This window comes from Noviherbaspirillum aerium, assembly GCF_008929045.1.
Classification (GTDB): Bacteria; Pseudomonadota; Gammaproteobacteria; order Burkholderiales; family Burkholderiaceae_D; genus Noviherbaspirillum; species Noviherbaspirillum aerium.
Genome location: NZ_VFAH01000029.1, coordinates 24,074 through 46,457 on the forward strand (window position 1 = coordinate 24,074; position 22,384 = coordinate 46,457).

At 52.5% G+C, this 22,384-nt stretch carries 25 protein-coding genes and 1 pseudogene; 8 read left to right on the forward strand and 18 right to left on the reverse strand.

All coding sequences use genetic code 11. The annotated features are described in order from the left end of the window. Positions 1–167 precede the first annotated feature (167 nt). Positions 168–3,272 carry an ATP-binding protein gene (locus FH061_RS25975; RefSeq protein ID WP_151638738.1) on the forward strand — a complete coding sequence of 1,035 codons (3,105 nt, stop codon included), beginning with the start codon at positions 168–170 and terminating at the stop codon, positions 3,270–3,272. A gap of 43 nt (positions 3,273–3,315) precedes the next feature. Here the strand turns inward: FH061_RS25975 and FH061_RS25980 are convergent, their stop codons facing one another. The 6 genes and pseudogenes from FH061_RS25980 to FH061_RS26010 form a co-directional block, all read right to left on the reverse strand. Beyond that, complete coding sequence (locus FH061_RS25980) at positions 3,316–3,660, reverse strand: hypothetical protein (RefSeq protein ID WP_151638739.1); 345 nt, start codon at positions 3,658–3,660, stop codon at positions 3,316–3,318. 145 nt (positions 3,661–3,805) lie between these two features. After that, a pseudogene (locus FH061_RS25985) lies at positions 3,806–4,024 on the reverse strand (transposase); the annotation flags it as partial. A gap of 127 nt (positions 4,025–4,151) precedes the next feature. Further along, complete coding sequence (locus FH061_RS25990; RefSeq protein WP_151638741.1) at positions 4,152–4,544, reverse strand: hypothetical protein; 393 nt, start codon at positions 4,542–4,544, stop codon at positions 4,152–4,154. A gap of 411 nt (positions 4,545–4,955) precedes the next feature. Further along, entirely contained in the window at positions 4,956–5,393 is a 438-nt protein-coding gene (locus FH061_RS26000; protein ID WP_151638742.1) for a YeeE/YedE family protein, read from the reverse strand. Positions 5,394–5,403: 10 nt separating this feature from the next. Continuing rightward, a complete protein-coding gene (locus tag FH061_RS26005) occupies positions 5,404–5,835 on the reverse strand; it encodes a YeeE/YedE family protein (protein ID WP_264158758.1) in 432 nt (143 codons plus the stop codon). Positions 5,836–5,845: 10 nt separating this feature from the next. Next, positions 5,846–6,163: an ArsR/SmtB family transcription factor gene (locus tag FH061_RS26010; protein WP_151638743.1), complete on the reverse strand. Its 318-nt coding sequence runs from the start codon at positions 6,161–6,163 to the stop codon at positions 5,846–5,848. A 119-nt stretch (positions 6,164–6,282) separates the two neighbouring features. On the opposite strand from FH061_RS26010, the gene FH061_RS26015 reads away from it, so the two are divergent. The 4 genes from FH061_RS26015 to FH061_RS26030 all read left to right on the forward strand — a co-directional run bounded on the left by FH061_RS26015 (position 6,283) and on the right by FH061_RS26030 (position 8,510). Then, positions 6,283–7,032, forward strand: coding sequence for an MBL fold metallo-hydrolase (locus FH061_RS26015; RefSeq protein ID WP_151638744.1), 750 nt, complete (start codon positions 6,283–6,285; stop codon positions 7,030–7,032). Positions 7,033–7,129: 97 nt separating this feature from the next. Next, positions 7,130–7,579: a methyltransferase family protein gene (locus FH061_RS26020; protein ID WP_225984901.1), complete on the forward strand. Its 450-nt coding sequence runs from the start codon at positions 7,130–7,132 to the stop codon at positions 7,577–7,579. A 44-nt stretch (positions 7,580–7,623) separates the two neighbouring features. Then, entirely contained in the window at positions 7,624–8,037 is a 414-nt protein-coding gene (locus FH061_RS26025) for a hypothetical protein (RefSeq protein WP_151638746.1), read from the forward strand. Positions 8,038–8,132: 95 nt separating this feature from the next. Further along, on the forward strand, positions 8,133–8,510 hold the full coding sequence (locus FH061_RS26030) for a copper-binding protein (protein ID WP_151638747.1): 378 nt from the start codon (positions 8,133–8,135) through the stop codon (positions 8,508–8,510). Between the two features lie 55 nt (positions 8,511–8,565). Here FH061_RS26030 and FH061_RS26035 read toward each other — a convergent pair whose 3' ends face one another. Then, positions 8,566–9,804 (reverse strand): DUF6161 domain-containing protein, encoded by a 1,239-nt coding sequence (locus tag FH061_RS26035; RefSeq protein ID WP_151638748.1) that lies wholly within the window; start codon positions 9,802–9,804, stop codon positions 8,566–8,568. Positions 9,805–9,971: 167 nt separating this feature from the next. Here FH061_RS26035 and FH061_RS26040 point away from each other — a divergent pair, with 167 nt between their 5' ends. From FH061_RS26040 to FH061_RS26050, 3 genes are all read left to right on the forward strand, one after another. After that, entirely contained in the window at positions 9,972–12,389 is a 2,418-nt protein-coding gene (locus FH061_RS26040; protein ID WP_151638749.1) for a heavy metal translocating P-type ATPase, read from the forward strand. Between the two features lie 63 nt (positions 12,390–12,452). Then, positions 12,453–12,872, forward strand: a complete 420-nt coding sequence (gene cueR / locus FH061_RS26045) for a Cu(I)-responsive transcriptional regulator (RefSeq protein ID WP_151638750.1) — start codon at positions 12,453–12,455, stop codon at positions 12,870–12,872. 230 nt (positions 12,873–13,102) lie between these two features. Next, positions 13,103–13,435 carry a DUF305 domain-containing protein gene (locus FH061_RS26050; protein WP_225984896.1) on the forward strand — a complete coding sequence of 111 codons (333 nt, stop codon included), beginning with the start codon at positions 13,103–13,105 and terminating at the stop codon, positions 13,433–13,435. Positions 13,436–13,627: 192 nt separating this feature from the next. On the opposite strand, the gene FH061_RS26055 is transcribed toward FH061_RS26050, so the two are convergent. From FH061_RS26055 to FH061_RS26105, 11 genes are all read right to left on the reverse strand, one after another. Further along, positions 13,628–14,944, reverse strand: coding sequence for a hypothetical protein (locus FH061_RS26055; protein WP_225984897.1), 1,317 nt, complete (start codon positions 14,942–14,944; stop codon positions 13,628–13,630). Between the two features lie 59 nt (positions 14,945–15,003). Then, complete coding sequence (locus FH061_RS26060; RefSeq protein ID WP_151638753.1) at positions 15,004–17,361, reverse strand: heavy metal translocating P-type ATPase; 2,358 nt, start codon at positions 17,359–17,361, stop codon at positions 15,004–15,006. Positions 17,362–17,382: 21 nt separating this feature from the next. Beyond that, the gene (locus FH061_RS26065; protein WP_318841051.1) at positions 17,383–17,622 is read right to left on the reverse strand and encodes a DUF2933 domain-containing protein; all 240 of its coding nucleotides are present in this window, start codon (positions 17,620–17,622) and stop codon (positions 17,383–17,385) included. 108 nt (positions 17,623–17,730) lie between these two features. After that, complete coding sequence (locus FH061_RS26070) at positions 17,731–18,132, reverse strand: hypothetical protein (RefSeq protein WP_151638754.1); 402 nt, start codon at positions 18,130–18,132, stop codon at positions 17,731–17,733. Between the two features lie 93 nt (positions 18,133–18,225). Next, positions 18,226–18,564: an ISC system 2Fe-2S type ferredoxin gene (gene fdx / locus FH061_RS26075; RefSeq protein WP_151638755.1), complete on the reverse strand. Its 339-nt coding sequence runs from the start codon at positions 18,562–18,564 to the stop codon at positions 18,226–18,228. A 94-nt stretch (positions 18,565–18,658) separates the two neighbouring features. Next, positions 18,659–18,865 carry a heavy-metal-associated domain-containing protein gene (locus FH061_RS26080; RefSeq protein WP_151638756.1) on the reverse strand — a complete coding sequence of 69 codons (207 nt, stop codon included), beginning with the start codon at positions 18,863–18,865 and terminating at the stop codon, positions 18,659–18,661. 122 nt (positions 18,866–18,987) lie between these two features. Further along, positions 18,988–19,365, reverse strand: coding sequence for a four-helix bundle copper-binding protein (locus tag FH061_RS26085; protein ID WP_151638757.1), 378 nt, complete (start codon positions 19,363–19,365; stop codon positions 18,988–18,990). A gap of 252 nt (positions 19,366–19,617) precedes the next feature. Further along, complete coding sequence (locus FH061_RS26090) at positions 19,618–19,953, reverse strand: copper-binding protein (RefSeq protein ID WP_151638758.1); 336 nt, start codon at positions 19,951–19,953, stop codon at positions 19,618–19,620. Positions 19,954–19,969: 16 nt separating this feature from the next. Continuing rightward, on the reverse strand, positions 19,970–20,413 hold the full coding sequence (locus FH061_RS26095) for a DUF411 domain-containing protein (RefSeq protein ID WP_151638759.1): 444 nt from the start codon (positions 20,411–20,413) through the stop codon (positions 19,970–19,972). After that, the gene (locus FH061_RS26100; protein ID WP_225984898.1) at positions 20,410–20,931 is read right to left on the reverse strand and encodes a cupredoxin domain-containing protein; all 522 of its coding nucleotides are present in this window, start codon (positions 20,929–20,931) and stop codon (positions 20,410–20,412) included. Before FH061_RS26100 ends, FH061_RS26095 begins: the two co-directional genes overlap by 4 nt. A gap of 42 nt (positions 20,932–20,973) precedes the next feature. Then, on the reverse strand, positions 20,974–22,371 hold the full coding sequence (locus FH061_RS26105) for a multicopper oxidase family protein (protein WP_151638760.1): 1,398 nt from the start codon (positions 22,369–22,371) through the stop codon (positions 20,974–20,976). Between the last annotated feature and the right edge of the window lie 13 nt (positions 22,372–22,384).

Sequence of the window (22,384 nt, forward strand, 5' to 3'; positions counted from 1 at the left end):
TTTGCAAGGCTCAACGCACGGAATGAGGTCACGACCGAACTATTGCCGTATCAACCAGAACTATAGCGGCGTGTGGGCATCAGCTACTGCTAGCCTCACTAAGCGGAAGAGAGGAAGCCTCCTATACAATCTGTGCGTTCAACAAACCGAAGGCCAATAATAGCTTTATGTTTCCACAAGAAAAACTGGGTAATGCGGGTACAGCGGTATCTGAGCTACTAGCAACGGTTGGTAGGGACAGCTGTAGTCTTGGAAACCCTACTGATTGGCCACAAAGCTTGAGAACCATCGTGAGGCTGATGACGAGCTCACAATTTCCTATGTTCGTGGCTTGGGGGCCTGACCTGACTTTTCTCTATAACGATGCGTACACGCAATTTCTTGGAGAGAAGCATCCTGAAAGTTTTGGTCGACCTTTCAAGGAAGTATGGGAAGAAATCTGGCCGGATATTGGTCCGCTTGTCGATAAAGCACTGGAGGGTGAAGCAAGTTTCCTCAATGACATGCCTTTGGTTATCAAGCGTGGCGGCAAACTAGAACAGACTTGGTTCACTTTCTCTTATTCGCCCGCACACGACGATACAGGTTGCATAGCAGGAATGTATTGTGCCGTTACAGAGACAACTGCTCGTATGCTAGCTGAGAGGCGGCAAAACTTTCAATTGAAGTTGGCAGATAGCTTAAGCAACCTTGGGTCACCACGAGACATTATGCAAACCGCATGTAAGATGCTCGGTGAGCATTTTAGTGTTGGCCAAGTCGGTTATGGGGAAGTGGACGTGGTTGGGGTTAACGTCGCAATCCAGCAAGAATGGACGAATAACACTGCTCGCGGTCTGGCTGGTAGGTCGTTTCCTCTTGACGGCTTCGGACCTGAAATTATCAAGCATCTTCGTGCAGGCAAGACCTTGCGTATCGATGATGTTGGAGATGATGAGCGGTCAGCATTCTACGCAGATGCATACGCAAGCATTGACACTCGTTCACTCATTGTCGTTCCTCTTTTGGAGAACAGCAAACTCACTGCCACTTTGTATCTGCACGACTCTTCGCCGCGACACTGGACAGAAGAAGAGCAATCGATAGCGGAAGACGTTGCCCGTCGAACTTGGGATGCACTCAAGCGCGCGCGCGCAGAACAATTCTTACAGACGCGTGAACGAGAGCTTTCACTTGTCTATAGCAATGTAGGTGATGGCGTTTTTTACCTCGAAGCCGATGATACGGAGCAGTTCCGCTTTGTCTCCGCGAATCCTGCATTCACTCGGCTCTCTGGGATAAGCGAGTCAGCGATTATCGGTCAGCAGCTTGATAAGGTTCTTCCTCCTGCAAGCTATCCAATGGCGAGAGAGTGGGGGCGAAAGGCCATCCAAAGTCAGACGTCAGTGACATGGGAGGAAAAAATTGCTATAGGCACTTCCACCGTCTATGTCCAAGTCTCTCTTATTCCTGTTTTTAATACGGATGGTAAGTGCAGAAACCTCATTGGAACTGTCCATGACATCACTGCAAGCAAGAAAACAGAAGCGGCACTTCGCGATGAGACACGTGTGCTGGAGCTCTTGAATAAGACTGGAGAAGCGATTGCATCAACGTTGGAGACAGATGCTTTGCTTCAGGCTATTACCGATGCGGCCACACAGCTGAGTGGTGCCAGATTTGGTGCGTTCTTCTATAACGGAAAAGACGAGCAAGGTGATGCCTACCTTCTTTACACGTTATCCGGTGCGCCGAGAGAGGCGTTTGAGAAGTTCGGGCACCCACGGGCAACGGCTCTATTCGGACCGACATTCAAAGGCGCTCCAGCCATTCGTAGCGACGATATCACGAAGGACGTCCGGTATGGAAAGTGGGGGCCTCCTCATGGAATGCCGCCAGGTCATCTTCCAGTTCGTAGCTACTTAGCTTTGCCTGTTATCTCTCGCTCGGGCGAAGTCTATGGCGGCCTTTTCTTTGGACACCCTGAAGTCGGTGTTTTCACCGAACGCGCTGAACGATTGGTCACCGGCGTGGCGGCTCAAGCCGCCATTGCACTAGACAATGCTCGCTTGTTTGCCGATGCCCAGAGAGCGACAAGGGAACGGGAAAGTCTGCTCGAAAGGGAACGCTTTGCTCGAGCGGAGGCCGAACGGCTAAATAGCATGAAGGACGAGTTTGTGGCGATGCTTGCCCATGAGCTGCGGAACCCTCTGGCACCAATCAGTAGCGCTGCTGAGTTGTTGAACCTCCTGTACGTCAATGAGCCCAAGATTCGCAATGCAAGCGAAATTATCGGCCGACAGGTAGCGCACATCCGCCGGCTAGTTGACGATTTGCTAGATGTGTCGCGTGTAACACGAGGGCTAGTCAAGCTCGAGAAAAAACCGGTCGATTTCAGAGAAATCATTTCAGGCGCAATTGACCAAGTAATGCCTCTCATCCGAGAAAAAGGCCATGCTATTTACGTCCAAACCCCTTCTGAGCCTGTCTGGGTCGAAGGCGACCCGACGCGTTTAGTTCAGGCTGTTTCGAACATTCTGAACAACGCCGCAAAATACACTCATGAAGACGGGAGTATTAAGGTTTCCCTAAACGTTGCCAGCGGCTCCCTTGGACTGTCGATTCAAGATAATGGTATAGGCATTCCGCCTGACTTGCTGCCGAGTGTTTTTGACTTGTTCACGCAAGGTGCGCGGACACTGGCACGTTCACAGGGCGGACTTGGGTTAGGGCTCACCCTTGTAAAAAGACTAGTTGAGCTCCATGGCGGCAGGGTGGACGTAACAAGTTCCGGAATCGGCACCGGAAGTGAATTTTTTATATCGCTTCCCCTATCCAGAAATGACGCCAATTCCCATGAAGGACGCAGTTCCGGAAGCATTGAAGTAACAGACGCGCATATGAAACTGCAGTTGATGGTTATTGACGATAATGTAGATGCGGCTGACAGTCTGGGAGCAGTTCTGCGAGCACAGGGACATAATGTTGTGACTAGATACAGCGGATATGCCGCCTTGGATGCTTTGAACGAAGGAGTGCCAGATGCATTTCTCATTGATATTGGCTTGCCTGATATCGACGGATTCGAGCTGGCGAAGCAATTGAGAGCATTACCCGAAACTTCAGACGCTTTGTTGATAGCTGTTACAGGATACGGTCAGCCGAAGGATAAGGAGCGGGCAAAGGCTGCAGGCTTCTCTCACCATTTAGTCAAGCCGGTAGATGTTGGGGCTGTAACTAGTCTCCTCACTCAAGAGAGGGGTGGCAAGAATACGCATTCGGTTGCAAGCTAATTCGTTCTAAAGGTGGCAGTTGGACACTGGCCTCTAAGGTTATCTATTCCGGTTCAGTAGGGCCTGATGTTCTGCGAGTGCAGACACCAGAAGAAGGTTTAGCCGGCAATGAGCCTCTATAGGCCAGTTCTAAGCCGAATTTTCTTGTGCCACTTTGGATACCGTTTTCGGTGTAATCAAACCACTCTTCTGTCAGCCACGCGTGAAACCCATTGTAGCTAGACAGTGGCACCCAACGCACCTTTTGGCGTCCACCTATGCAGATGGTAAAAAGCACTTTAATAAGTAAGATAAGAAAACTTACGAATGCACACAGAACAGAAACTGGATAAATTACCAAAGTAAGGCCCCGAAGGGCAATGTCCAAAGTTACATCGGTGTAGCGCATCTTTTTCCCCATCAATATAGCTAGGATACCGAATGCTGTCGGCCGCTATAGCGAGGATGGTCAACTTGAGTGCAGGTAGGGCGATGTAACGATACTTAGTACGCAGAAAGCTTGTGCGTCATCATTGCTTGAATCGAGCGGAAATCACACCCGCATCAACCCGTTCCCGAACCCGTCGGTACGTCGATGAGCATATACAAACTCCAGTGTCATTAAGGGCATTCCATTGCATACCGGTGCGTAGCAACAGCAGAATGGCATCCATCGCTGCACGGTTGGGCACGCGTGGTCGGTGGTAGCCCAACGGATGGGGTTTGGGCACCGGCAGCGATGGCTCGATTTGCGGCCACGGGTCATCGCTCATGCGAAAGCAATCATCTCGCTTGCCCTGGTTTATGGCCGTACTCCTGGATTGAAACAATCTCTTCTTCGACCAGTTTGGGTGCCACTTCTTTCCTTTATCTAGCGCTTATCGAAATAGGAAGTAAGTGCTAACCATTATACCGACCAGCAGCTACCATACTGCCAATCAATTGCACTAATAGTGATTGTTGCTGTTTCGTGAGCCGGCGATAAAGTTCTAACCATTCATACTCCTGGAGTGACAAGGGAGATTTCTCTGCGGGTGGCAGAGGCGTCTCGCCACCAAAGCGCAGCCATTCCGGTGTGACGCACAAGACGGCTGACAGAGTACGCAGTTTTTCCTGGGTGGGTATTGCTTCCCCTAGCAGCCATTTGCGTACAGCGTGCACAGTAACTGGTCGGCCTGGGGTGCGCATATTGAACACTCGAGTTAGCGCCGTCGGACTAGGTTCGATATTCGCTTGAACCAGCAACTGTTTCAAGCGCTTGCTGAATCCGATACGCTCTTCTTCGTTTAACAATTAACCTACCTCTTTGTTTAGTTTAGCCGACTGCAAAAGTGCCAATCATGGCAATGGCAACCGCAACACAAATAGCTGAAAAGCCCTTTTCAATCTGCTTGGCGGGCATACGTAATGACATGGCTTTCCCTGCAAGCATCCCGGTCAGTGCACCAAGCGAAGATACGCCTGTAGCCGCAACCAGCAACGCAGCCCGATACCGAACGGACTTGGCCTTTAGGCCAAAAACAGTACCGCCTGCTGCAGCCCCTCCGACAGCCAGCAGGCCGATTGGCCCTGCTTATGCGACCGTCATGTGTAGTCCAAAGACAAGCAGCGGCACGGCAAAAATACCGCCACCCGCGCCGGCTAGTCCCATGATGGGACCGACAAGCGCGCCTAGTATGATGGCCAGTGTCATTACGGCTCCCGTTACGCCATCCTGTTTGAAGACCGATTCTTCGTCCGCTCCAGTACCTCGAACAATGCCATGCCAGCTAGCATGGCAACAAAGAACAGCACGGGCTTGCTGCCGCCTTGCGCAAGCGAAGCAAGCGCTGGCCCTGGACAATAACCAGCCAGCCCCCAGCCTACGCCGAAGGTCAAGCTGCCGAGCACCAGCCTTTGGTCAATCTTTGTCGCGGTCGGCAAGCGCATCGTGTCACCCAAAAAGGACTTTTGTCGTTTGGTGGCAAACGGGAATACGAGCGAGCCGACCAGCAATGCACCGCCCATCACAAAGGCTAGCGACGGGTCCCACTTGCCAGCCAAATCCAGAAAACCCAGCACCTTTGAAGGGTCTGTCATGCCGGACAAGATAAGACCCAAGCCAAACAGCAAGCCGGCCACTAGTGCCATGAAGATTTTCACTTCGCTCTCCTTACCCAATCAAATGGCGAACGATGTACACGGTCACGAAGCCGGCAAACATGAATGCGATGGTCGCTACCATGGAGCGTGGCGAGCGGCGAGACAGTCCGCAGACGCCATGCCCGCTGGTGCAGCCTGCACCATATCGGGTTCCAATGCCAACTAGTAGGCCAGCGATGAGCAACACTGGGTAGCTCGCTTCTACTTGTACTTTCGGCAACGGCACTGCAAGGGCAAAAATAAGCGGCGAAATCACTAGGCCGGCAATGAAGGCAATGCGCCAAGCGACATCACCGCGCGCAGGACTGAGCAGGCCGCCAACAATGCCGCTTATACCGGCAATTTTTCCGTTAAAGAGCATGAACAGCGCTGCAGCAAGACCAATCATCAGGCCACCTGCAAGTGATATCCAAGGCGTGAAATTGCTCCAGTCGAGAGTCACGTTAGGCCTCCTATTCTTTCGGGCAATAGAGTTGATAGAGCACCTGAAGTACTGCCAAAGCCTCCTGACTTGCGATGCTGTAAAAAATTTGCTTGCCCTCACGGCGGGTGCTGGCCAGTTTCTCTTCCCGAAGCACGGTGAGTTGCTGCGACAGCGTCGGTTGGCGAATACCGGTAATAGTTTCCAGTTCGCTGACCGAGAACTCGCCTTGTGTCATTTGGCACAGCAGAAGCAGGCGGTCAGGGTTGGATAACACTTTCAGCAAGGCGCACGCTTCCCCTGCGGCGGCTTGGAGTTTCGCTAAGTCAATCTGCTTTGGAAGAGCCATAAGAATCCATGGAAAAGAACGTTTACACCCACATTATATATCATAATAATATATGACAGAATATATTGAACGAGCGATGTTATGCCGTTTCTTACTTACTAAATTGGCAAGGAGCCATTATGATTTTCCGGCAACTACATGAGCCGCTGTCGAGTACTTACACCTATCTCTTGGGTGACGAGGACACTGGGCAGGCGATTCTCATCGACCCGGTGATTGCGAGCATGGAGAGTGATTTGGCGGAGGTACACCGTCTTGGATTGAAGCTGGCTTACACCATTGACACCCATATCCACGCGGACCACATCACCGCTGCGTTAGAGATGAAGCGCGCAGTCGGTAGCAAGATTGCCGCGCCAGCATACGACCGTTTGCCCTGCACGGATGTGGGAATTGACGAAGGCAAGCCCTTTCAGCTTGGCAGTATTAGCCTGCAGCCTATTCATACACCCGGCCATACCGATGGCCATTTTGCCTATCTCTTCAACGACCGGGTATTCACTGGTGATGCCTTGCTGATTGAAGGCTGCGGCAGAACCGACTTTCAGAATGGCGATGCCGATGCGTTGTACAGGAGCGTGCGGGAAAAACTCTTTGCCCTTCCAGGCGAGACACTGGTCTATCCAGCTCACGACTACAAAGAGCGCTTTGTCTCCTCCATTGCTCAAGAGAAGAAACGTAACCCACGCCTGGGCGGCGACAAGACGCTCGAGGAGTTCAAGAACATCATGGCCAACCTAAATCTGCCGTACCCAAAGTTCATCGACTACGCTGTACCGGGCAACCGCCAGTGCGGTGTCTGTCCCTCTGATTTGCCGGAAAACTTGATGAACTATTGTCGTCAGATGGCGGAGAGCCCGCAAGGTTGATAACTCATGCGAGGAAAAGGAACCAATATGGCTCAGTGCAAGCAAGTTGCTTATGATTTTGCAACTTCTGTCCTACAGACGACGGGCAAGTAAGATAATGGGTCCGCGTGGCGAAGGATGGGTAGTGCTTCAGGCAGTACTGTTGATTTTATATGCCGCGGCACCAAAGACGGGTCTGGTTTGGACAAGCCCATTCCCGACAATAGTCGGGTGGTGTTTTGTCTTGGCCGGAACGGGATTACTTGTGTGGAGCGTCTTGAACCTTGGCAGCTCGCTCACCCCGCTTCCGCGACCTCGACCTAATGGCAGCCTAGTGACGCATGGTGCATATGGGTTTGTGCGCCATCCCATCTACAGCGCAGTGATTATCGGTGCGGCAGGACTTGGCCTTATTACTGAGAACTGGTTGCGACTGGCAATAACGGTTTTGCTCGTCATCTTTTTCGACAGCAAGGCGCGGGTGGAAGAGCGCTGGCTGGAGGAAAAGTACCCTAACTATGCAGCATACAAGACTCGAGTGAAAAAGCTTATTCCCTGGGTTTACTGAACTGTTTAGTTGACCCTCAACTCATCTTGAAAAAGGAGAAAGTCATGCTTTCAACAGCAGAAGACCCAAGCCGCGCTAGCGCTGACCGTGTTCGCCGTTCTACGCCAGAACATCTCAACGAGCAAATTGACAGACAGATAGAAAATAATATCCAAAGCTATACCAGCAGCAATCATCAAGTAATCCAGAGACGCATCCAGGAGTTGGACCGTGAGTGGGATGTCGAGCGGGTGCTGGAGGTTAATGCTTCGACACTAGCACTATCTGGCCTGGCATTGGGACTGACCGTCAATAAGAAGTGGTTCATACTGCCTGCAGCCGTCTTGGGGTTTCTTCTCCAGCATGGCGTTCAGGGTTGGTGCCCTCCATTGCCCATACTACGCCGTCTCGGCGTACGTACGCGGGGTGAAATCGACAGGGAGAAGTATGAGCTGCTAAAGGTTATGAAGCAAAGTTAGCTATGCAGGAAAGCGCACCTGAGAGCATGCCCGGAATCAAAAGTGAACGCTGCGGGATGCGATGAAAACCACTTTCTCAAATATTGAGCGCCGTCATGACAACTTCCCTACTTAGGCCATTTACAGTGCTGAGCTTGGTTCTGATTGCCTTCGCCGCCACCGCTCAACAGCAAGGCAGTGGTAAGGCGACGGACATTGCTGACATCAAAGTGAACCGCTTAGAAGCCAAGTCAGCAACCTCGGCGTCCATGGCGGATGGGGAAGTTGAAGATGTGGATATAGAGAGCAAAAGCATCGTGCTCAAACACGGGCCCATCAAAAGCAAAACCATTGAAATGGAACCAATGACGATGCCTTTTGCCGTGACAGATGCGAAGTTACTGTCAGGCGTCAAAGCGGGGGATAAGGTCAAGTTCAGCGCAGAATATATCAATGATGAGGTGACTATAACGTCATTGAAAGTCCGAAAATAGCTACTGGTACGCAGTTTTCTTGGACTGAGTCGGCACTAGTGCTGACTCTCAACGGTCATCTTCCTATCCGTGTAAGTGCCTCAAGGGCCGGATGAGGCAAGCCTTCATCTTTGACTAAGCCGTCAGACGCAGGACGGAACAGCGCCTGAAGAATGAGCTTGCGGTCGTCATCCGACGGTAGTTTGTCACCCTCGAGTAAGGCGAGATAGGTTTTCACCATCGTGACTCGTTCAGCGGCGTCGGTCCCCAAATGGACGTTACTGAGGAACATCCGTACGACAAGCCGTACAGCCCAAACACCAAGGACGCCGACCAGTGCGAGAACGGAGACGCGCCATGCTTCCGGCGTGCCATCTGCCTTGAGGTTATTCAGCACCCAATAGGCTATGAGACCAATCGCGCCGGCTAGAGCAAGCATTGACCCAAACACACTCCGGCCTAGTACTGTGGAGCGTCTGGTATGGTGTCTATGGCGCCCCTCCCAGTACTCTACCGGCGCTCGCAAAGTCATCTTTTCACGGAATGTCTGTTCTAGGGCCGACATAGCTTCTTTATGTGCCTGCAGAGCCTTGTCATGAGTTTCTTGGTTAGCTTTTATGAACTCAAGGAAGTCATCTTTCTGCTTTCGTTCTGTCCCAGTGATTTCAGCAGATAGAGCTTGGTAATGTCGGTGTAGCCCGTTGAATACATCGGTCTTTTCACCCAAAAGTCGTTCAATATTTGCGCGGAGTTTTTCTGCGCTCGTTATGGCTGTTTCATACGCTTCATGTGATAAACCGGGAAAACCGTAGCGTTCAGAAATTCCGGTCAAAAAACCGCGCCAAGATGAAAGGTCGCGTGAGTCAAAGTGATGGCCATGTTGGGGAAGGAAAACGAATAGATAGGCTATTGCCTCAACCGGGTCGCGCTGGCGTATCTCATTAACACGTTCGGCCAACGCCGAAGAACTATGTGGCAACGCCTTGTTCGTGTACGCGTCTTGGAGATAATTCTGTACGTGACGAATCTGCTCGCTTACAGCACTTTCAGAGCCTTCATGTTGAATAGCTCGTTCTACGTGCTGCATGGCATTGCGGAGACACTGGACGCCCATGTCAATGGAATTACGCTGGCTGCCAGTCGTTACCGATGCAACCCAGGACCAGAATTGGATTTCATTCTGAATCCAGTCATGCAATTCACGGGTGCTTGTTGGTGCTAGTACTCCACCATTGCTTCCTAAGTCTAAGGAAAACAACGCTGGTGCCGGCGCGAGCACAAGAACAGTTGGCTGGGCTTCGGTCGCTAGGTCCATAGTATTCGCAGCAATTGTTGCAATAATGACTAGTCTACATGCATTTGGGAATACTTTGCATAGTAGAAATCAGGCTTCCTTCTTCTGCACTGGAAATTGAAGAAAACTGCTTGACCTTGACATCGCTGGAAGGTCTATCGTGTAGGTATAGCATCAGGAGAATCCTCATGGATACCGCACTCAAGAATACAAACAGCATTACCGAACTTAGCTTCAAGGTTGATGGGATGACCTGCGCATCTTGCGTTGGCCGGGTCGAACGAGCCTTGAAAAAGGTACCCGGCGTAAAAACCGCATCGGTGAACCTAGCAACAGAGAAGGCCACTGTGGAAGTTGACCAGACTGCCACGTTGGAGGCGCTCTCCAATGCGGTCGAAAAGGCGGGCTATGAGGTTCCTAGCGAGCCCGTTTCTCTTTCTATTTCTGGCATGACCTGCGCGTCCTGCGGGACCCGAGTAGAAAAGGCCCTCAAAAAGGTCCCTGGGGTGACGGACGCAGCAGTCAATCTTGCAACCGAGAAAGCTCAAATCACCTCTGTTGGCGTACCTGTCGAGACCCTCATCGCAGCGATTCAAAAGGCGGGTTACGAAGCCTCGCCAGTTGTGGCCACCGAGCTCAAGACGGAAAAGGCAAGCACGCTACCGACATGGTGGCCTGTCGCTTTGTCAGCGTTATTCAGTCTTCCACTTATTTTCCCGATGTTCGGTATGCCGTTTGGCCATGATTGGATGCTGCCTGGCTGGCTCCAGCTGCTGCTGGCCACTCCGGTGCAGTTCTGGCTAGGCGCTCGCTTCTACAAGGCCGGATGGAAGGCGCTGATGGCCCGTACAGGCAATATGGACCTCTTGGTTGCGATTGGCACCAGCGCGGCTTACGGCTTATCGGTCTACCTGCTGATAGCGCATGCCGGCCATGAGGGTATGGACCACTTGTACTTCGAGTCCTCGGCTGTGGTTATTACGCTTGTATTGCTTGGAAAGTGGCTGGAAGCCCGCGCCAAGCAACAGACCGTAGCGGCACTACGAGCTCTTGAGTCCTTGCGCGCGACCGACGCTATCGTGCGACGAGACGGCAAAGACATGCAGGTCCCCGTAGCACAGGTGCGAGTAGGTGACCTTGTCATCGTTCGTCCCGGCGACCGCGTTCCGGTCGACGGTACTGTGGTTGAAGGCTCAAGCCATCTGGATGAATCGCTTCTGACTGGGGAAAGCCTACCTGTAACGAAGTCCGTCGGTGACAAAGTAACCGGCGGCGCCGTGAATGCTGACGGCCTGCTGGTTCTGGAAGCGACTGCGGTGGGTGGGGCAACCATGCTGTCCAAAATCATCAAGCTCGTCGAAGATGCCCAAGCTGTGAAAGCACCTATCCAGCGGCTTGTGGACAAGGTCAGCGCCGTCTTCGTACCGGTCGTACTCCTTATCTCAGTTGTAACTTTCTTCGCCTGGGGCCTGATAACCGGAGACTGGCAGCAGGCGCTACTAAATGCCGTAGCGGTTCAGGTCATTGCGTGTCCTTGTGCCTTGGGCTTGGCTACGCCGACTTCCATAATGGCAGGAACAGGCGTTGCAGCGAAGTACGGCATCCTCATCAAGGATGCGGAGGCTCTCGAAACCGCTCATGCCGTCACAGCTGTGGTCTTTGATAAGACAGGCACGCTCACAGAAGGTAAGCCGGCTGTAGTTGCCATTGCTGGTGGTACGCAATCCGAACGGCGTGTATTGGAACTTGCTCAGGCTGTACAGCAATACAGTGACCATCCGTTGGCTAAGGCAGTTACTACTGCAGCGGCAGAGCGCTCAGTCTCATTACGTCCGGCTACAAATGCGAAGGCACTTCCTGGCCGCGGCGTTCAAGCCGACGTTGGTGGCGTGACCGTTTTCCTGGGCAACAAGCGTTTGATGCAGGAATTGGGGGCCAATACCTCTGCCATGGAACATGTCGCCAAGGCTCACGAAGCCTCCGGCCGGACCGTCTCCTGGCTTGCCGTACGTACGGATATCAACACCGAAATCGCAGGTTTGTTGGCGTTCGGCGACACGTTGAAGCCATCCGCGAAAGATGCAGTAGCCAAGCTGGCTGAAATGGGTGTGGCGTCTGTGATGCTCACAGGTGACAACGGCGGCAGCGCTAAGGCAGTCGCATCGGCAGTCGGCATCACTGAATTCAAGGCAGAGGTTCTGCCGGCTGATAAGGCCAATGTCGTCGGTGCACTGAAGCAGGACGGGCGGAAAGTGGCCATGGTTGGCGACGGCATCAACGATGCGCCCGCGCTGGCAGCGGCGGACGTCGGAATCGCGATGTCTACCGGTACCGACGTGGCAATGCACACTGCAGGAATCACGCTAATGCGTGGCGACCCGGCACTGGTCGCAGACGCTATCGATATTTCGAAAAAGACATACAGGAAGATACAGCAGAACCTGTTTTGGGCATTCATCTACAACTTGATTGGCATCCCGCTTGCCGCATTTGGAGTGCTCAACCCGGTAATCGCAGGTGCAGCTATGGCATTCAGCTCGGTCAGCGTTGTCAGCAATGCGTTGCTGCTGCGTCGTTGGAAGCCTAACCACCAGGCTTCTAAATAGCCACGTCTTCAACGACTCAAAATAGCTGAAATTATCTTGATTATTATCTGAGAGGAAAAATCCATGAACATTGGCGAAGCTGCAGCTGCGACCGGCGTGTCGGCTAAGATGATTCGCTACTATGAGAGCATAGGCCTCATTAAGGAGACGACTCGTAGCGACGCCGGCTATAGAAAGTATGGGCCAAACGACTTGCACGTTCTTCGATTCGTTAAACAAGCGAGGAAGCTTGGTTTCTCGCTCGAACAAATTCGCGAGCTGCTCACACTATGGCAAGACAAGCACCGCGCCAGTAAGAGTGTGAAGGTAATTGCAACCGAGCATGTGGCAGAGCTGAACCAGCGCATTGTGGAAATGACGGAAATGCGGGATACGCTACAACACCTGGCTAACAACTGCGCGGGGGACAGCCGTCCAGACTGTCCGATTCTTCTTGGTTTAGAGTCTTCTGATGATGCTACGGCTGCCAAGTGCAAACATTGAGAAAGGGTGAAATATCAAGCTAAGCCGGAACAAATTTGTGTTGTTAGATTCGTACTAATAGAAAGCTTGCGTTTTTCATCCTATGAACAGTCTTGAGTGAAAGGTTGTTTATGAATAAATATGCAAAGTTCGGCGCGATGATTCTAACGTCGACAGTTGTAATGCTCGCGCTGATGTACCTAAACGTATATCAACTAGACCACGTGTACTTCAGCCAAACTCGGACATACATGGCTCTCGTTATGGGTGCCACAATGGCGATTATCATGCTCTTGTACATGTTAGGCATGTACGGCAATCGTCGTCTGAACACAGCAATTTTTATCGGTAGTATTTTGATATTCGCTATCGCTCTTTGGCTCGTTCGAAGCCAGAAGACAGTGGATGACGTATCTTGGATGAAGGCGATGATTCCACACCACTCAATCGCCATCCTGACTAGCGAACGTGCAAACATAACTGACCCTCGAGTGAAAAAGCTGGCCGAAGGTATTGTCGAAACCCAACGCAAGGAAATTGACGAGATGAGAGCATTGATTGCTGAACTTGAGAGCAAAAAGTAATATGTTCCGAGCAGGAAAAATCGCTCATCCCTACCATTGTCTACTTGAGGAATGCAGAGCAGTATCTCGAGGGACTTAATCTTCCTGGGCGCGGCACATATGGGTCATCTTCGCTATATTGACGTGCCTTCGGGAAGTGGTATTAGTTAAAGCTGTTCCGAGATTTCGCTCAGAACGTAAAGTGTGTTCTTCTCAGTTACACATCTTGGTGCAGCAATTCGCAGCGTCCATTTGGCTGACTACTTCTTTGTCAGGAAGGGAGTAGACCGGAGCAAATCCGCCGCCAGCAGTACGAAAGTTTGTTGTTTGCCCCTGATACATCCGAGCGGCAGTCCACTGAATCGCTCCCGCATATGTGTAACAACGGATATCAAACTTCAGTTGTTCTGGTTGGTCCTTAGTACCGGCGACGCGTTTACCTGGCGCCAATATTTGCTGGGCGATGTAGCCGCCAGAGATAATTTCCTGCCAAACGCGTTTAGTCAACTTGTCGCCCCGGTAGGCTGCTCGACTGCCAAAGCCAGCAAGCGGTTTGAAGAAACGGGTACGCCGCTCACTCCACAGTCTGTCCGCGTTACTTGGCTCAACAATCTCAGTCTTTAGCATATGTTTTGCAAGTACGTCCCGCACCTCTTGAGGAGCTCCAAAGGCTTGCAACTGACGTTCGTCGCATAGCAAAGCCAAATTGCCTTTGTTTGCGTACAGTGCGTGAGCTTGTGGATGCGGAGTCAGTACTACAGCGTTTTCAAGATATGCCAACTGTAGCGAGGCGCTTTCCGGTTGCTCAAGCATGAAGTCGGTCGACCGGTTGTAGGTCAGGTCGATTTCGATATCGCCATGCATTAGTAACCCACCGCGCATGTCCAGCGCAGACGGGTCAGCAATAATGGCTTGGATGCCATTACGTTGAAAAAGCCGATGGAACAAAAGGAACTCTGGATAGAGGTACTGCTGCTCAGGAGCACTGTCCACGATGGCGACAGTACGCAAAGGACGTGTTCGTCCGCTCGCGTTCCATTCAGCAAAGAACATCTCCATGATGCTTTTTTCCAGATTCGTTGCCTGATACGTCGCAAGTGCAATGCGTTCATCATCGAGGCAGCAGGCGTGGTGTGCTCTTGCCACAACCGCGTTCAGCATCGCACCGCCGGCGTTGGTATTTACCTCAATAACACCTACAGTTTCATTCGACACATGAAAGTCGTAGCCAAAAAATACTCCCTTTGCACCACCAGAACCATGGCGTGCGATTTCAGGAGCATTCGCAAGAACGTGCTGTTGATACGTGGGTAGGGCTACTACTGCCTCGACAGCGCTGACGAGGTCGGAAAACTGCGCAGCCTGACTGTCTGAAATAAACACCGGACGCGATGAAAAAAGATAAGGGCATCGTTCTTCAATCAGCTTCACCAATTCCGGGGTTCCAAGTTCGGCCAGTAGAGCTTGTCTTAGCCCTAGAGGGTCCAAGCTGACGCAGAAGCAGTTGCGGTTTAAGCGTTCGCTAATCAATTTGCTGTCCTTCTGCCAAAAGCGGCTGACCAGTTTTCTGGTGGTGAGTGAAAAATTTTCTATTTACCCGCGCCGCGAAGTCGAAGAGCATTTGTAATGACTGAAACCGAGCTCAGGCTCATTGCAAGTGCTGCAAGCATGGGTGATAGTAGCTGCCCTGTGAACGGGTAAAGTAGGCCTACCGCCAATGGAATGCCCAATGCGTTGTAGACGAACGCAAACCCTAAGTTTTGACGCATATTGCGTACGGTATCGACAGAAAGAGTACGTGCGAGGGCAATCGCACGTAGGTCTCCCTTTACCAAGGTCACGTGAGCACTATTGATAGCTACGTCGGTCCCGGTTCCCATAGCGATTCCAACGTTTGACCGCGCAAGGGCGGGAGCGTCGTTGATGCCGTCGCCAGCCATGGCTACGACTTTGCCTTCTCCCTGTAGGCGTTCAACAAGAATGAGTTTATCTTGCGGCTTTACCTCGCCATAGACTTCCTCAATGCCAAGCTTCTTACCAACGGACTTTGCCGTGGTCAGGCCGTCGCCGGTTGCCATGACCACCTTGAGACCCGCGTCTTTCAGAGACTGGAGAGCCTCTGTGGTAGTGGCTTTGATAGGGTCTGATACGGCCAAAAGTCCGACCAGTTGAGCGTCCGCTGCAAGATACATCACGCTCGCTCCCTGATTGCGCAACTCTTCCGCCGGACCAACGAGTCCGCGCCAGTCAACCCTTTCCTGGTCCATCAGTGCCGTATTTCCAAGCGCAATCCGCTTGCCCGCGACGACTCCACGTACACCAATTCCGCTGGACGACTCGAAAGTCTCTGGCTTATCCAACGTAACTCCACGCTTACGTGCTTCCTCCACGATGGCATGGGCTAACGGATGTTCACTGCCTTGGTCAATGCTTGCAGCAATCTGCAAAACATCCGTGTCCGTAAATCCTTGGGCTGGTACGACTCTGTCAAAAGCGGGTTTGCCTTCCGTAAGGGTGCCGGTCTTGTCTACGATAAGGGTGTCAATTCGACGCATTGCTTCGATGGCCGCGGCGTCCCGGAATAGAATGCCTTGGGTTGCCGCTCGTCCTGTAGCTGCCATAATCGACATGGGCGTTGCTAAGCCGAGGGCACAGGGACACGCAATAATAAGCACCGCCACAGCGTTGACGAATCCGTAGACCCAACTTGGTTCCGGGCCGAAGAAGCCCCAGCCAAGGAGAGTGAGAACTGCAATTGCAACGACAATCACGACGAAATAGCCAGCAACTACATCAGCAAGCCGTTGCAAAGGAGCGCGTGAGCGCTGGGCATTGGCAACCATCTGCACAATTTGTGAGAGCATGGTCTGCGAACCTACTTTATCCGCTCGCATCACGAGGCTGCCGCTGGTGTTGATGGTTGCTCCAATAAGCTTGTCACCGGCACGCTTGGTAACCGGCACAGGCTCACCGGTCAGCATTGATTCATCCAGCGCGCTTTCACCTTCCAGAACTTCGCCGTCGACCGGCACCTTTTCACCGGGGCGGACGCGAAGCATATCCCCGATATGGACATGGGTAAGAGGGACGTCTTCTTCGGTGCCATCAGCTTGTATCCGACGCGCAGTCTTCGGTGCGAGCCCGAGAAGAGACTTTATAGCTGCTGAGGTCTGCGAGCGTGCCCGCAGCTCGAGAATTTGTCCGAGAAGCGTCAATGAAATGATGACAGCAGCAGCTTCGTAATACACGCCAACGCGGCCGTGCATCTGGAATGTGGACGGAAAGAGTCCAGGCGCGATGGTCGCCACCACGCTGTAGATATAGGCGGCACCTGTTCCTGTGCCAATTAGCGTCCACATATTTGGACGACGGTTTGTAATGGATTGCGCCCAGCGTACGAAGAATGGCCACCCAGCGTACAGGACTACCGGTGTACTGAGGGCGAGCTCTATCCAGCTTTGGTGAGCCAAGCCCTGTTGGAGGATTTGATGACCAAACATCGCCAGAACAGTCACGATGACTGTAAGTGGCAATGTCCACCAGAACCGCCGGCGGAAATCGACTAGCTCAGGATTCTCTTCTTCTTCCAGCGAGGGCATCACCGGTTCAAGTGCCATGCCGCATTTCGGGCAGTTTCCAGGAGCCGGCTGCCGGATTTCTGGGTGCATCGGGCAGGTGTAGATGGTGCCCTCGGGTGCTGCAGCCGGCTCTTGGGCTATGGGCGTCAAATAGCTTTGTGGGTCTGCACGAAATTTGTCCATGCACCTGGTACTACAAAAGTGATAGTCAGTCCCGTTGTATTTCACCTTTTTCTCAGGATGGTCACCAACCTTCATTCCGCATACAGGGTCCGTGAATGGCTTCTCTGAGAGTAGTTCTGTCGCGCTTGCACCATGGTCATGATGGTTGTGCTGGTGTAAGTGCTGCTCGTCACTTCGGTTATCCATGCACCCTCCGATGGAGCTGATTTATTGGGGATTTGAGCCGTTGTTCTTCTGTCCGAAAGTGGGTATGAACCCAGATGCCTGCTTCCGGTACGAAACCTTGCCGGTGCCAGCGCGGCGACGTCCGCTACCATGATGCTCCCCATGGCCGTGGTGGTGGAAAATATGCACTGGCGGGCATGCCACCAGAAGAAGGTAAGGAAGCACGCTCATCACGTGCGACCTGTGCTCAATCCACAGGAAATAGGTGGCCACGGCAAGCAAGACGACGGGTATCCACTTGCTGCGAGAAGATTATGTACGTTCATAGAAATAGTTTAATTGCATGAATGCCGCCAGTGAGGCTTCGACGAGTTGAGCAGAGAGTGTCTGCTACTGCCTGCACTTGGCGTCCATCATGTCCATGTGCTGTCGTCTCATCTCAGGCGACATTGATGGCATGCGTTGTTCCATCATTGCCTCCCGCTCGGACGGTGACATCGAACCCGTCATGTTCCTGTGCATATCGCACATCGACTTCATGTCCATCGAGCCCATCATTCCCATTTGGCCGCCTTCACCAGGTCGTGCGGGTATCGATGGAGAAGCTGCAGAGGCACGTTTGTCCGGATGATGGGTGTTATGGTCGGCATCTTCGCCGGCAGTGCCTTTACTCTGTGTGGCACAAGCGGCAAGTAGCCCCGCCAGAATCACAGGCACAGTCCGCAGGGCAAGTGTTGATATCATCTTCATGGCGAACATCCTTTCCTCAACATGGATTTCGGTTCTGAACAATTCATCCTAAAAAGTTGGATGTCAAAATTGAATGACCTAAGTCAAGTTTGGCCGGATTGGTTGAAGCGCCGAGTCGGAGCTGCGTTGTCCGCCTCAGGCATTCTCTTTAGCATGGTTAATCGAGTACTTTGGTATTTCGACTGTAAGGTCCGCATTGCCCACAATGGCCTGACATGAAAGCCGCGAAGTGGGTTGTAAGCCCCAGGCTTGGTCAAGCATGTCCTCTTCATTTTCGTCCATCGGACTCAAGGACTCAAAACCTTTGGTAACTACCACATGGCAAGTGGTGCAAGCGCCGACCTTCCCACAGGCATGCTCGATTTCAACACCATTGGCCAACAAGGCGTCACAGAGAGTAGTCTTTCCCTGTATATCAATGGTTTGCCCTTCAGGCGCGTACTCGGCGTGCGGCAGTACAACTATCTTTGGCATGGCATGGCCTCCAATCAAGTGGTGTGCTGTCATCGAGGGACGACAAATGCCAATAACCTTCGGGGCGGGTCGCCGCCACCGAAGAGTTATCTGCTTAAGCACTCTGGGATGCCGTTGCCGGATAGCCTGCAGCAGTCACTGCCGAGGCAAGTGCCGCCACATCTGCACTTGTATCTACACGTACAGTCTTGCTCTTCAAATCGACGTTCACCTCGGCATTGCTGTCCACCGACTTAATCGCCTTTGTGACGCGGGAAGCGCAACCGCCACAGGTCATTCCTTCTACTTTCAGCTCGTACATGGTGAAACCTCCATCTGGTTGAGACTTCACTGTAGACCTTCCCATCGCTGTAAGGTCAAGACCTATTTAGGGGTGCCTTTCCAGCTTGTAGCAAGCTAGCCGACCAAAGTTTCCTGCAAAGTTCAATGAGCCATTGCCCCCGAACCCATTCCTGTCTGCGTACCTGGTGTCATGCCTGCCATCCGACGGCATTCATCAGCACAACGGCGGCAAGCCTGCGCGCACTCTTGGCAATGCGCCATTTGATGTTGTGCGCATTCGTTTGCGCAAGCTTCACAAATATCTGAACACACTGTGCAGACGGCTTGTGCCATTTCACTCCCCCGTGCCATGTAGCTGGCGGCAAGCCGGCAGATTTGCGCACAATCCATGTCAAGCGCAATGCACCTAGCCATCATCTTTACATCTTGTTCCTGAAGACAGGAAGCCGCGCAGTTGTCACAAGCTGCTGCACACTCATAACATGCGTCGATACATGCCTTAAATTGCTGTTGTGTCATGGTTCTCTCCTATTACGAAAAGTGATGGTCCGACTTTGTCGCCGTGGCAGACGATTTGGTTCGACCGCTTAGCAACAACCGGTAGGAGTACATGACGCGTTATTTGTTCTTAAATTTTTAAGTAAAATCGCTAATAATTTGAATGTAGGGTGTGAATGTGAAATACGGTCGGACATAGCCAAGCCTGGACCGAAAATCCATGAGGAGTACCTGTCAGGCACGCGGATAGCCGCGTGCCTGAAGATAATGACGTTACTGCTTAACGTCGATTCGGGTCACGGTGAATTGACCTCCAATCTTCGCCGCGACGAAGCTAACCTTGTCGCCTTGCTTGACCTTGTCCAGCATGCTGGGGTCCTTAACCTGGAATACCATCGTCATTGCCGGCATATCGAGGTTCTTCAGTTCAGCATGCTTGATAGTGATTTTCTTGGCGTCTTTGTCTACCTTGCGGACTTCACCGTCCACAGTTTCACCTGCGGATTCAGCCGATGTGGCTGCTGTCGTGGTGTCGGTTGCAGCATACAAAGTCATTGGTGCCACGCCAAAGATTGCTGCGGCTAATGCCAGTTGAGCGATTGTCTTCATGATTACTCCTTTCGAGTCAGTTGTAGTGCCTGTAAACGGAGTATTTGCCGTCTCCCTTTACCAGCAGGACGTCATACGGGTCTTTGCGAGGACCTTCCATCCCTGGTGAGCCAAGGGGCATGGCAGGGACTGCCAATCCTTTGGCTTTTGGTTTTTCTGCAATCAGACGCTTGATTTCGTTTGCCGGTACATGACCTTCAAGTGCATACCCCTGAATGAGGCCGGTATGGCATGAACCGAGCTCGTTCGGCATCCCGAACTTTTCTCGATAGTCGGACGGGTTCGCCACGTTCTGAGCTTTGACGGTAAAGCCATTGGCTTCGAGGTGCTTCACCCATTCAGAGCAGCAGCCGCAGCTTTCGCTCTTATAGACCTCAACAATGGGGTTTGCCGCAGTGGCTGCCAGATTCACCGACAGCATTCCAACGATTGCAGCTTTCAGTAATAGGTGTCTTTTCATGACTTTGCCTTTGTGACTTTGATTTTTCCAATCATTCCGGCTTCGAAGTGACCGGGGACCAGGCAGGCGTAATAGAACTCACCGGCCTTGGTGAATTGCCAGACCATTTCCTCTTTCTTGCCCGGACTGACGTGTGTCATATAAGGCTCGTCATGCTCCATCCCGGGATGCTTCTTCATCAGTTCACCGTGAGCCTTGAGCTCGTCCATCGTGCCGATGACCATTTCATGCATCATCTGCCCCTTATTGGCCACGACGAACTTGATTGTTTCGCCTTCCTTGACGGTGATGTCCGCCGGACCAAAACGCATCGTGTCGGTCATGTTAATTGTGATGGTGCGTGTAGTCTTCTTAGAGTCACCCTGCTTGCCAAATGCATGCTCATCTGTCGAGATTGGCGCGTCAGCTTTCTTGGCGTGCGTCTCATTGCCGTGTGCGTACACAAGGCCAGCCCCGAGCGCGAACGTAACAGCCATCAATGCGGCGGTAGTGGACTTGAGCACAGATTGCTTTTTCATTGCGGTTACTTTCTTTGTTGATTTATCTAGCGTTGCTGCTTATTAGTGATGGCCACCATGGCCAGATGGTTTGCGAACCGTCATTTCGACGTTCGCAGAATTATTCGCAGATGGCATTGTTTGCCCACCTGCTGAGCCGCTCCGAGCTGGAGGTGGAGTTTCTCCCTTCCATTCATAGGCAACCGTGCCTGCCGGATGTTTGTACCAACCCGGGTCTTTGTAATCCCCCGGTTTCTGGTCTTTGCGGACTTTCACCACGGTGAACATGCCGCCCATTTCCACGCCACCGAACGGTCCTTGACCGCTCATCATTGGCAACGTGTTGTCTGGTAGCGGCATTTCCATCTCGCCCATGTCCGCCATGCCGCGCTCGCCCATGACCATGTAGTCGGGTACAAGCTTGTTGATTTTCTGAGCGATACCACGATGGTCGGCACCAATCATCGTCGGGACGTCGTGTCCCATTGCATTCATGGTGTGATGCGACTTGTGGCAGTGGAATGCCCAGTCACCGAGGTCGGTCGCATCGAACTCAATGGCACGCATCTGGCCAACAGCCACATCCGTGGTGACTTCCGGCCAGCGCGATTCCGGACGAGTCCAACCACCGTCAGTCCCTGTGACCATAAACTCGTGACCGTGCAGATGGATGGGGTGGTTCGTCATCGTCAGGTTGCCGAAGCGGATACGGACCCGGTCGCCCTGACGCACATTCATCGAGTCGATGCCAGGGAAGACTCGGCTGTTGAAGGTGAACAGGTTGAAGTCGAGCATCGTATTGACCTTCGGCGTGAAACTACCCGGCTCAATGTCGTAGTTACTCAACAAGAAGACGAAATCACGGTCTACGTTCATGAAATTCGCATTCTTCGGGTGAGTAACCCAAAAACCCATCATGCCCATGGCCATTTGTGTCATTTCGTCCGCATGCGGGTGGTACATGAAGGTGCCGGGCCGCTTTGCTTCGAACTCGTACACAAAGGTTTTCCCTGGCTGGATTCCTGGCTGAGTCAAGCCAGTCACTCCATCCATCCCATTCGGCAGTCGCTGCCCGTGCCAATGAATGCTGGTATGTTCAGGAAGCTTGTTTGTGACGAAAATCCGCACTCGGTCACCTTCGACCACTTCGATGGTCGGGCCTGGAGACTGGCCGTTGTAACCCCAAAGATTGGCTTTCATGCCGGGCGCAAGTTCGCGCACCACAGGTTCAGCCACCAAGTGGAACTCTTTGACGCCGTTGTTCATGCGCCAGGGCAGCGACCAGCCGTTGAGAGTCACTACCGGGTTATAGGGGCGGCCATTTGGTGGAACCAAGGGGGCTGCTGTTGCAGCACCTTCCATAATTGGTGCTTCGGGCAACGAGGCGGCGCCGACTCGGCTCACCACCCCGGCACCGACCAATGCGGCAGCGCCTGTGAAAAAATCTCTACGGGAAACCATTTCTATTCCTTGT

What these genes read in the sequence shown, in the direction of transcription:
- FH061_RS26090 (WP_151638758.1), bottom strand. Translation starts at nt 19,953, where the DNA reads ATGAAGACAATCGCTCAACTGGCATTAGCCGCAGCAATCTTTGGCGTG.
- FH061_RS26085 (WP_151638757.1), bottom strand. Translation starts at nt 19,365, where the DNA reads ATGACACAACAGCAATTTAAGGCATGTATCGACGCATGTTATGAGTGT.
- FH061_RS26050 (WP_225984896.1), top strand. Translation starts at nt 13,103, where the DNA reads ATGGCTCTCGTTATGGGTGCCACAATGGCGATTATCATGCTCTTGTAC.
- FH061_RS26080 (WP_151638756.1), bottom strand. Translation starts at nt 18,865, where the DNA reads ATGTACGAGCTGAAAGTAGAAGGAATGACCTGTGGCGGTTGCGCTTCC.
- cueR (WP_151638750.1), top strand. Translation starts at nt 12,453, where the DNA reads ATGAACATTGGCGAAGCTGCAGCTGCGACCGGCGTGTCGGCTAAGATG.
- FH061_RS26105 (WP_151638760.1), bottom strand. Translation starts at nt 22,371, where the DNA reads ATGGTTTCCCGTAGAGATTTTTTCACAGGCGCTGCCGCATTGGTCGGT.
- FH061_RS26025 (WP_151638746.1), top strand. Translation starts at nt 7,624, where the DNA reads ATGCTTTCAACAGCAGAAGACCCAAGCCGCGCTAGCGCTGACCGTGTT.
- FH061_RS26010 (WP_151638743.1), bottom strand. Translation starts at nt 6,163, where the DNA reads ATGGCTCTTCCAAAGCAGATTGACTTAGCGAAACTCCAAGCCGCCGCA.
- FH061_RS26100 (WP_225984898.1), bottom strand. Translation starts at nt 20,931, where the DNA reads ATGAAAAAGCAATCTGTGCTCAAGTCCACTACCGCCGCATTGATGGCT.
- FH061_RS26040 (WP_151638749.1), top strand. Translation starts at nt 9,972, where the DNA reads ATGGATACCGCACTCAAGAATACAAACAGCATTACCGAACTTAGCTTC.
- FH061_RS26030 (WP_151638747.1), top strand. Translation starts at nt 8,133, where the DNA reads ATGACAACTTCCCTACTTAGGCCATTTACAGTGCTGAGCTTGGTTCTG.
- fdx (WP_151638755.1), bottom strand. Translation starts at nt 18,564, where the DNA reads ATGCCAAAGATAGTTGTACTGCCGCACGCCGAGTACGCGCCTGAAGGG.
- FH061_RS26035 (WP_151638748.1), bottom strand. Translation starts at nt 9,804, where the DNA reads ATGGACCTAGCGACCGAAGCCCAGCCAACTGTTCTTGTGCTCGCGCCG.
- FH061_RS26020 (WP_225984901.1), top strand. Translation starts at nt 7,130, where the DNA reads ATGGGTCCGCGTGGCGAAGGATGGGTAGTGCTTCAGGCAGTACTGTTG.
- FH061_RS25975 (WP_151638738.1), top strand. Translation starts at nt 168, where the DNA reads ATGTTTCCACAAGAAAAACTGGGTAATGCGGGTACAGCGGTATCTGAG.
- FH061_RS26095 (WP_151638759.1), bottom strand. Translation starts at nt 20,413, where the DNA reads ATGAAAAGACACCTATTACTGAAAGCTGCAATCGTTGGAATGCTGTCG.
- FH061_RS26015 (WP_151638744.1), top strand. Translation starts at nt 6,283, where the DNA reads ATGATTTTCCGGCAACTACATGAGCCGCTGTCGAGTACTTACACCTAT.
- FH061_RS25980 (WP_151638739.1), bottom strand. Translation starts at nt 3,660, where the DNA reads ATGCGCTACACCGATGTAACTTTGGACATTGCCCTTCGGGGCCTTACT.
- FH061_RS26060 (WP_151638753.1), bottom strand. Translation starts at nt 17,361, where the DNA reads ATGGATAACCGAAGTGACGAGCAGCACTTACACCAGCACAACCATCAT.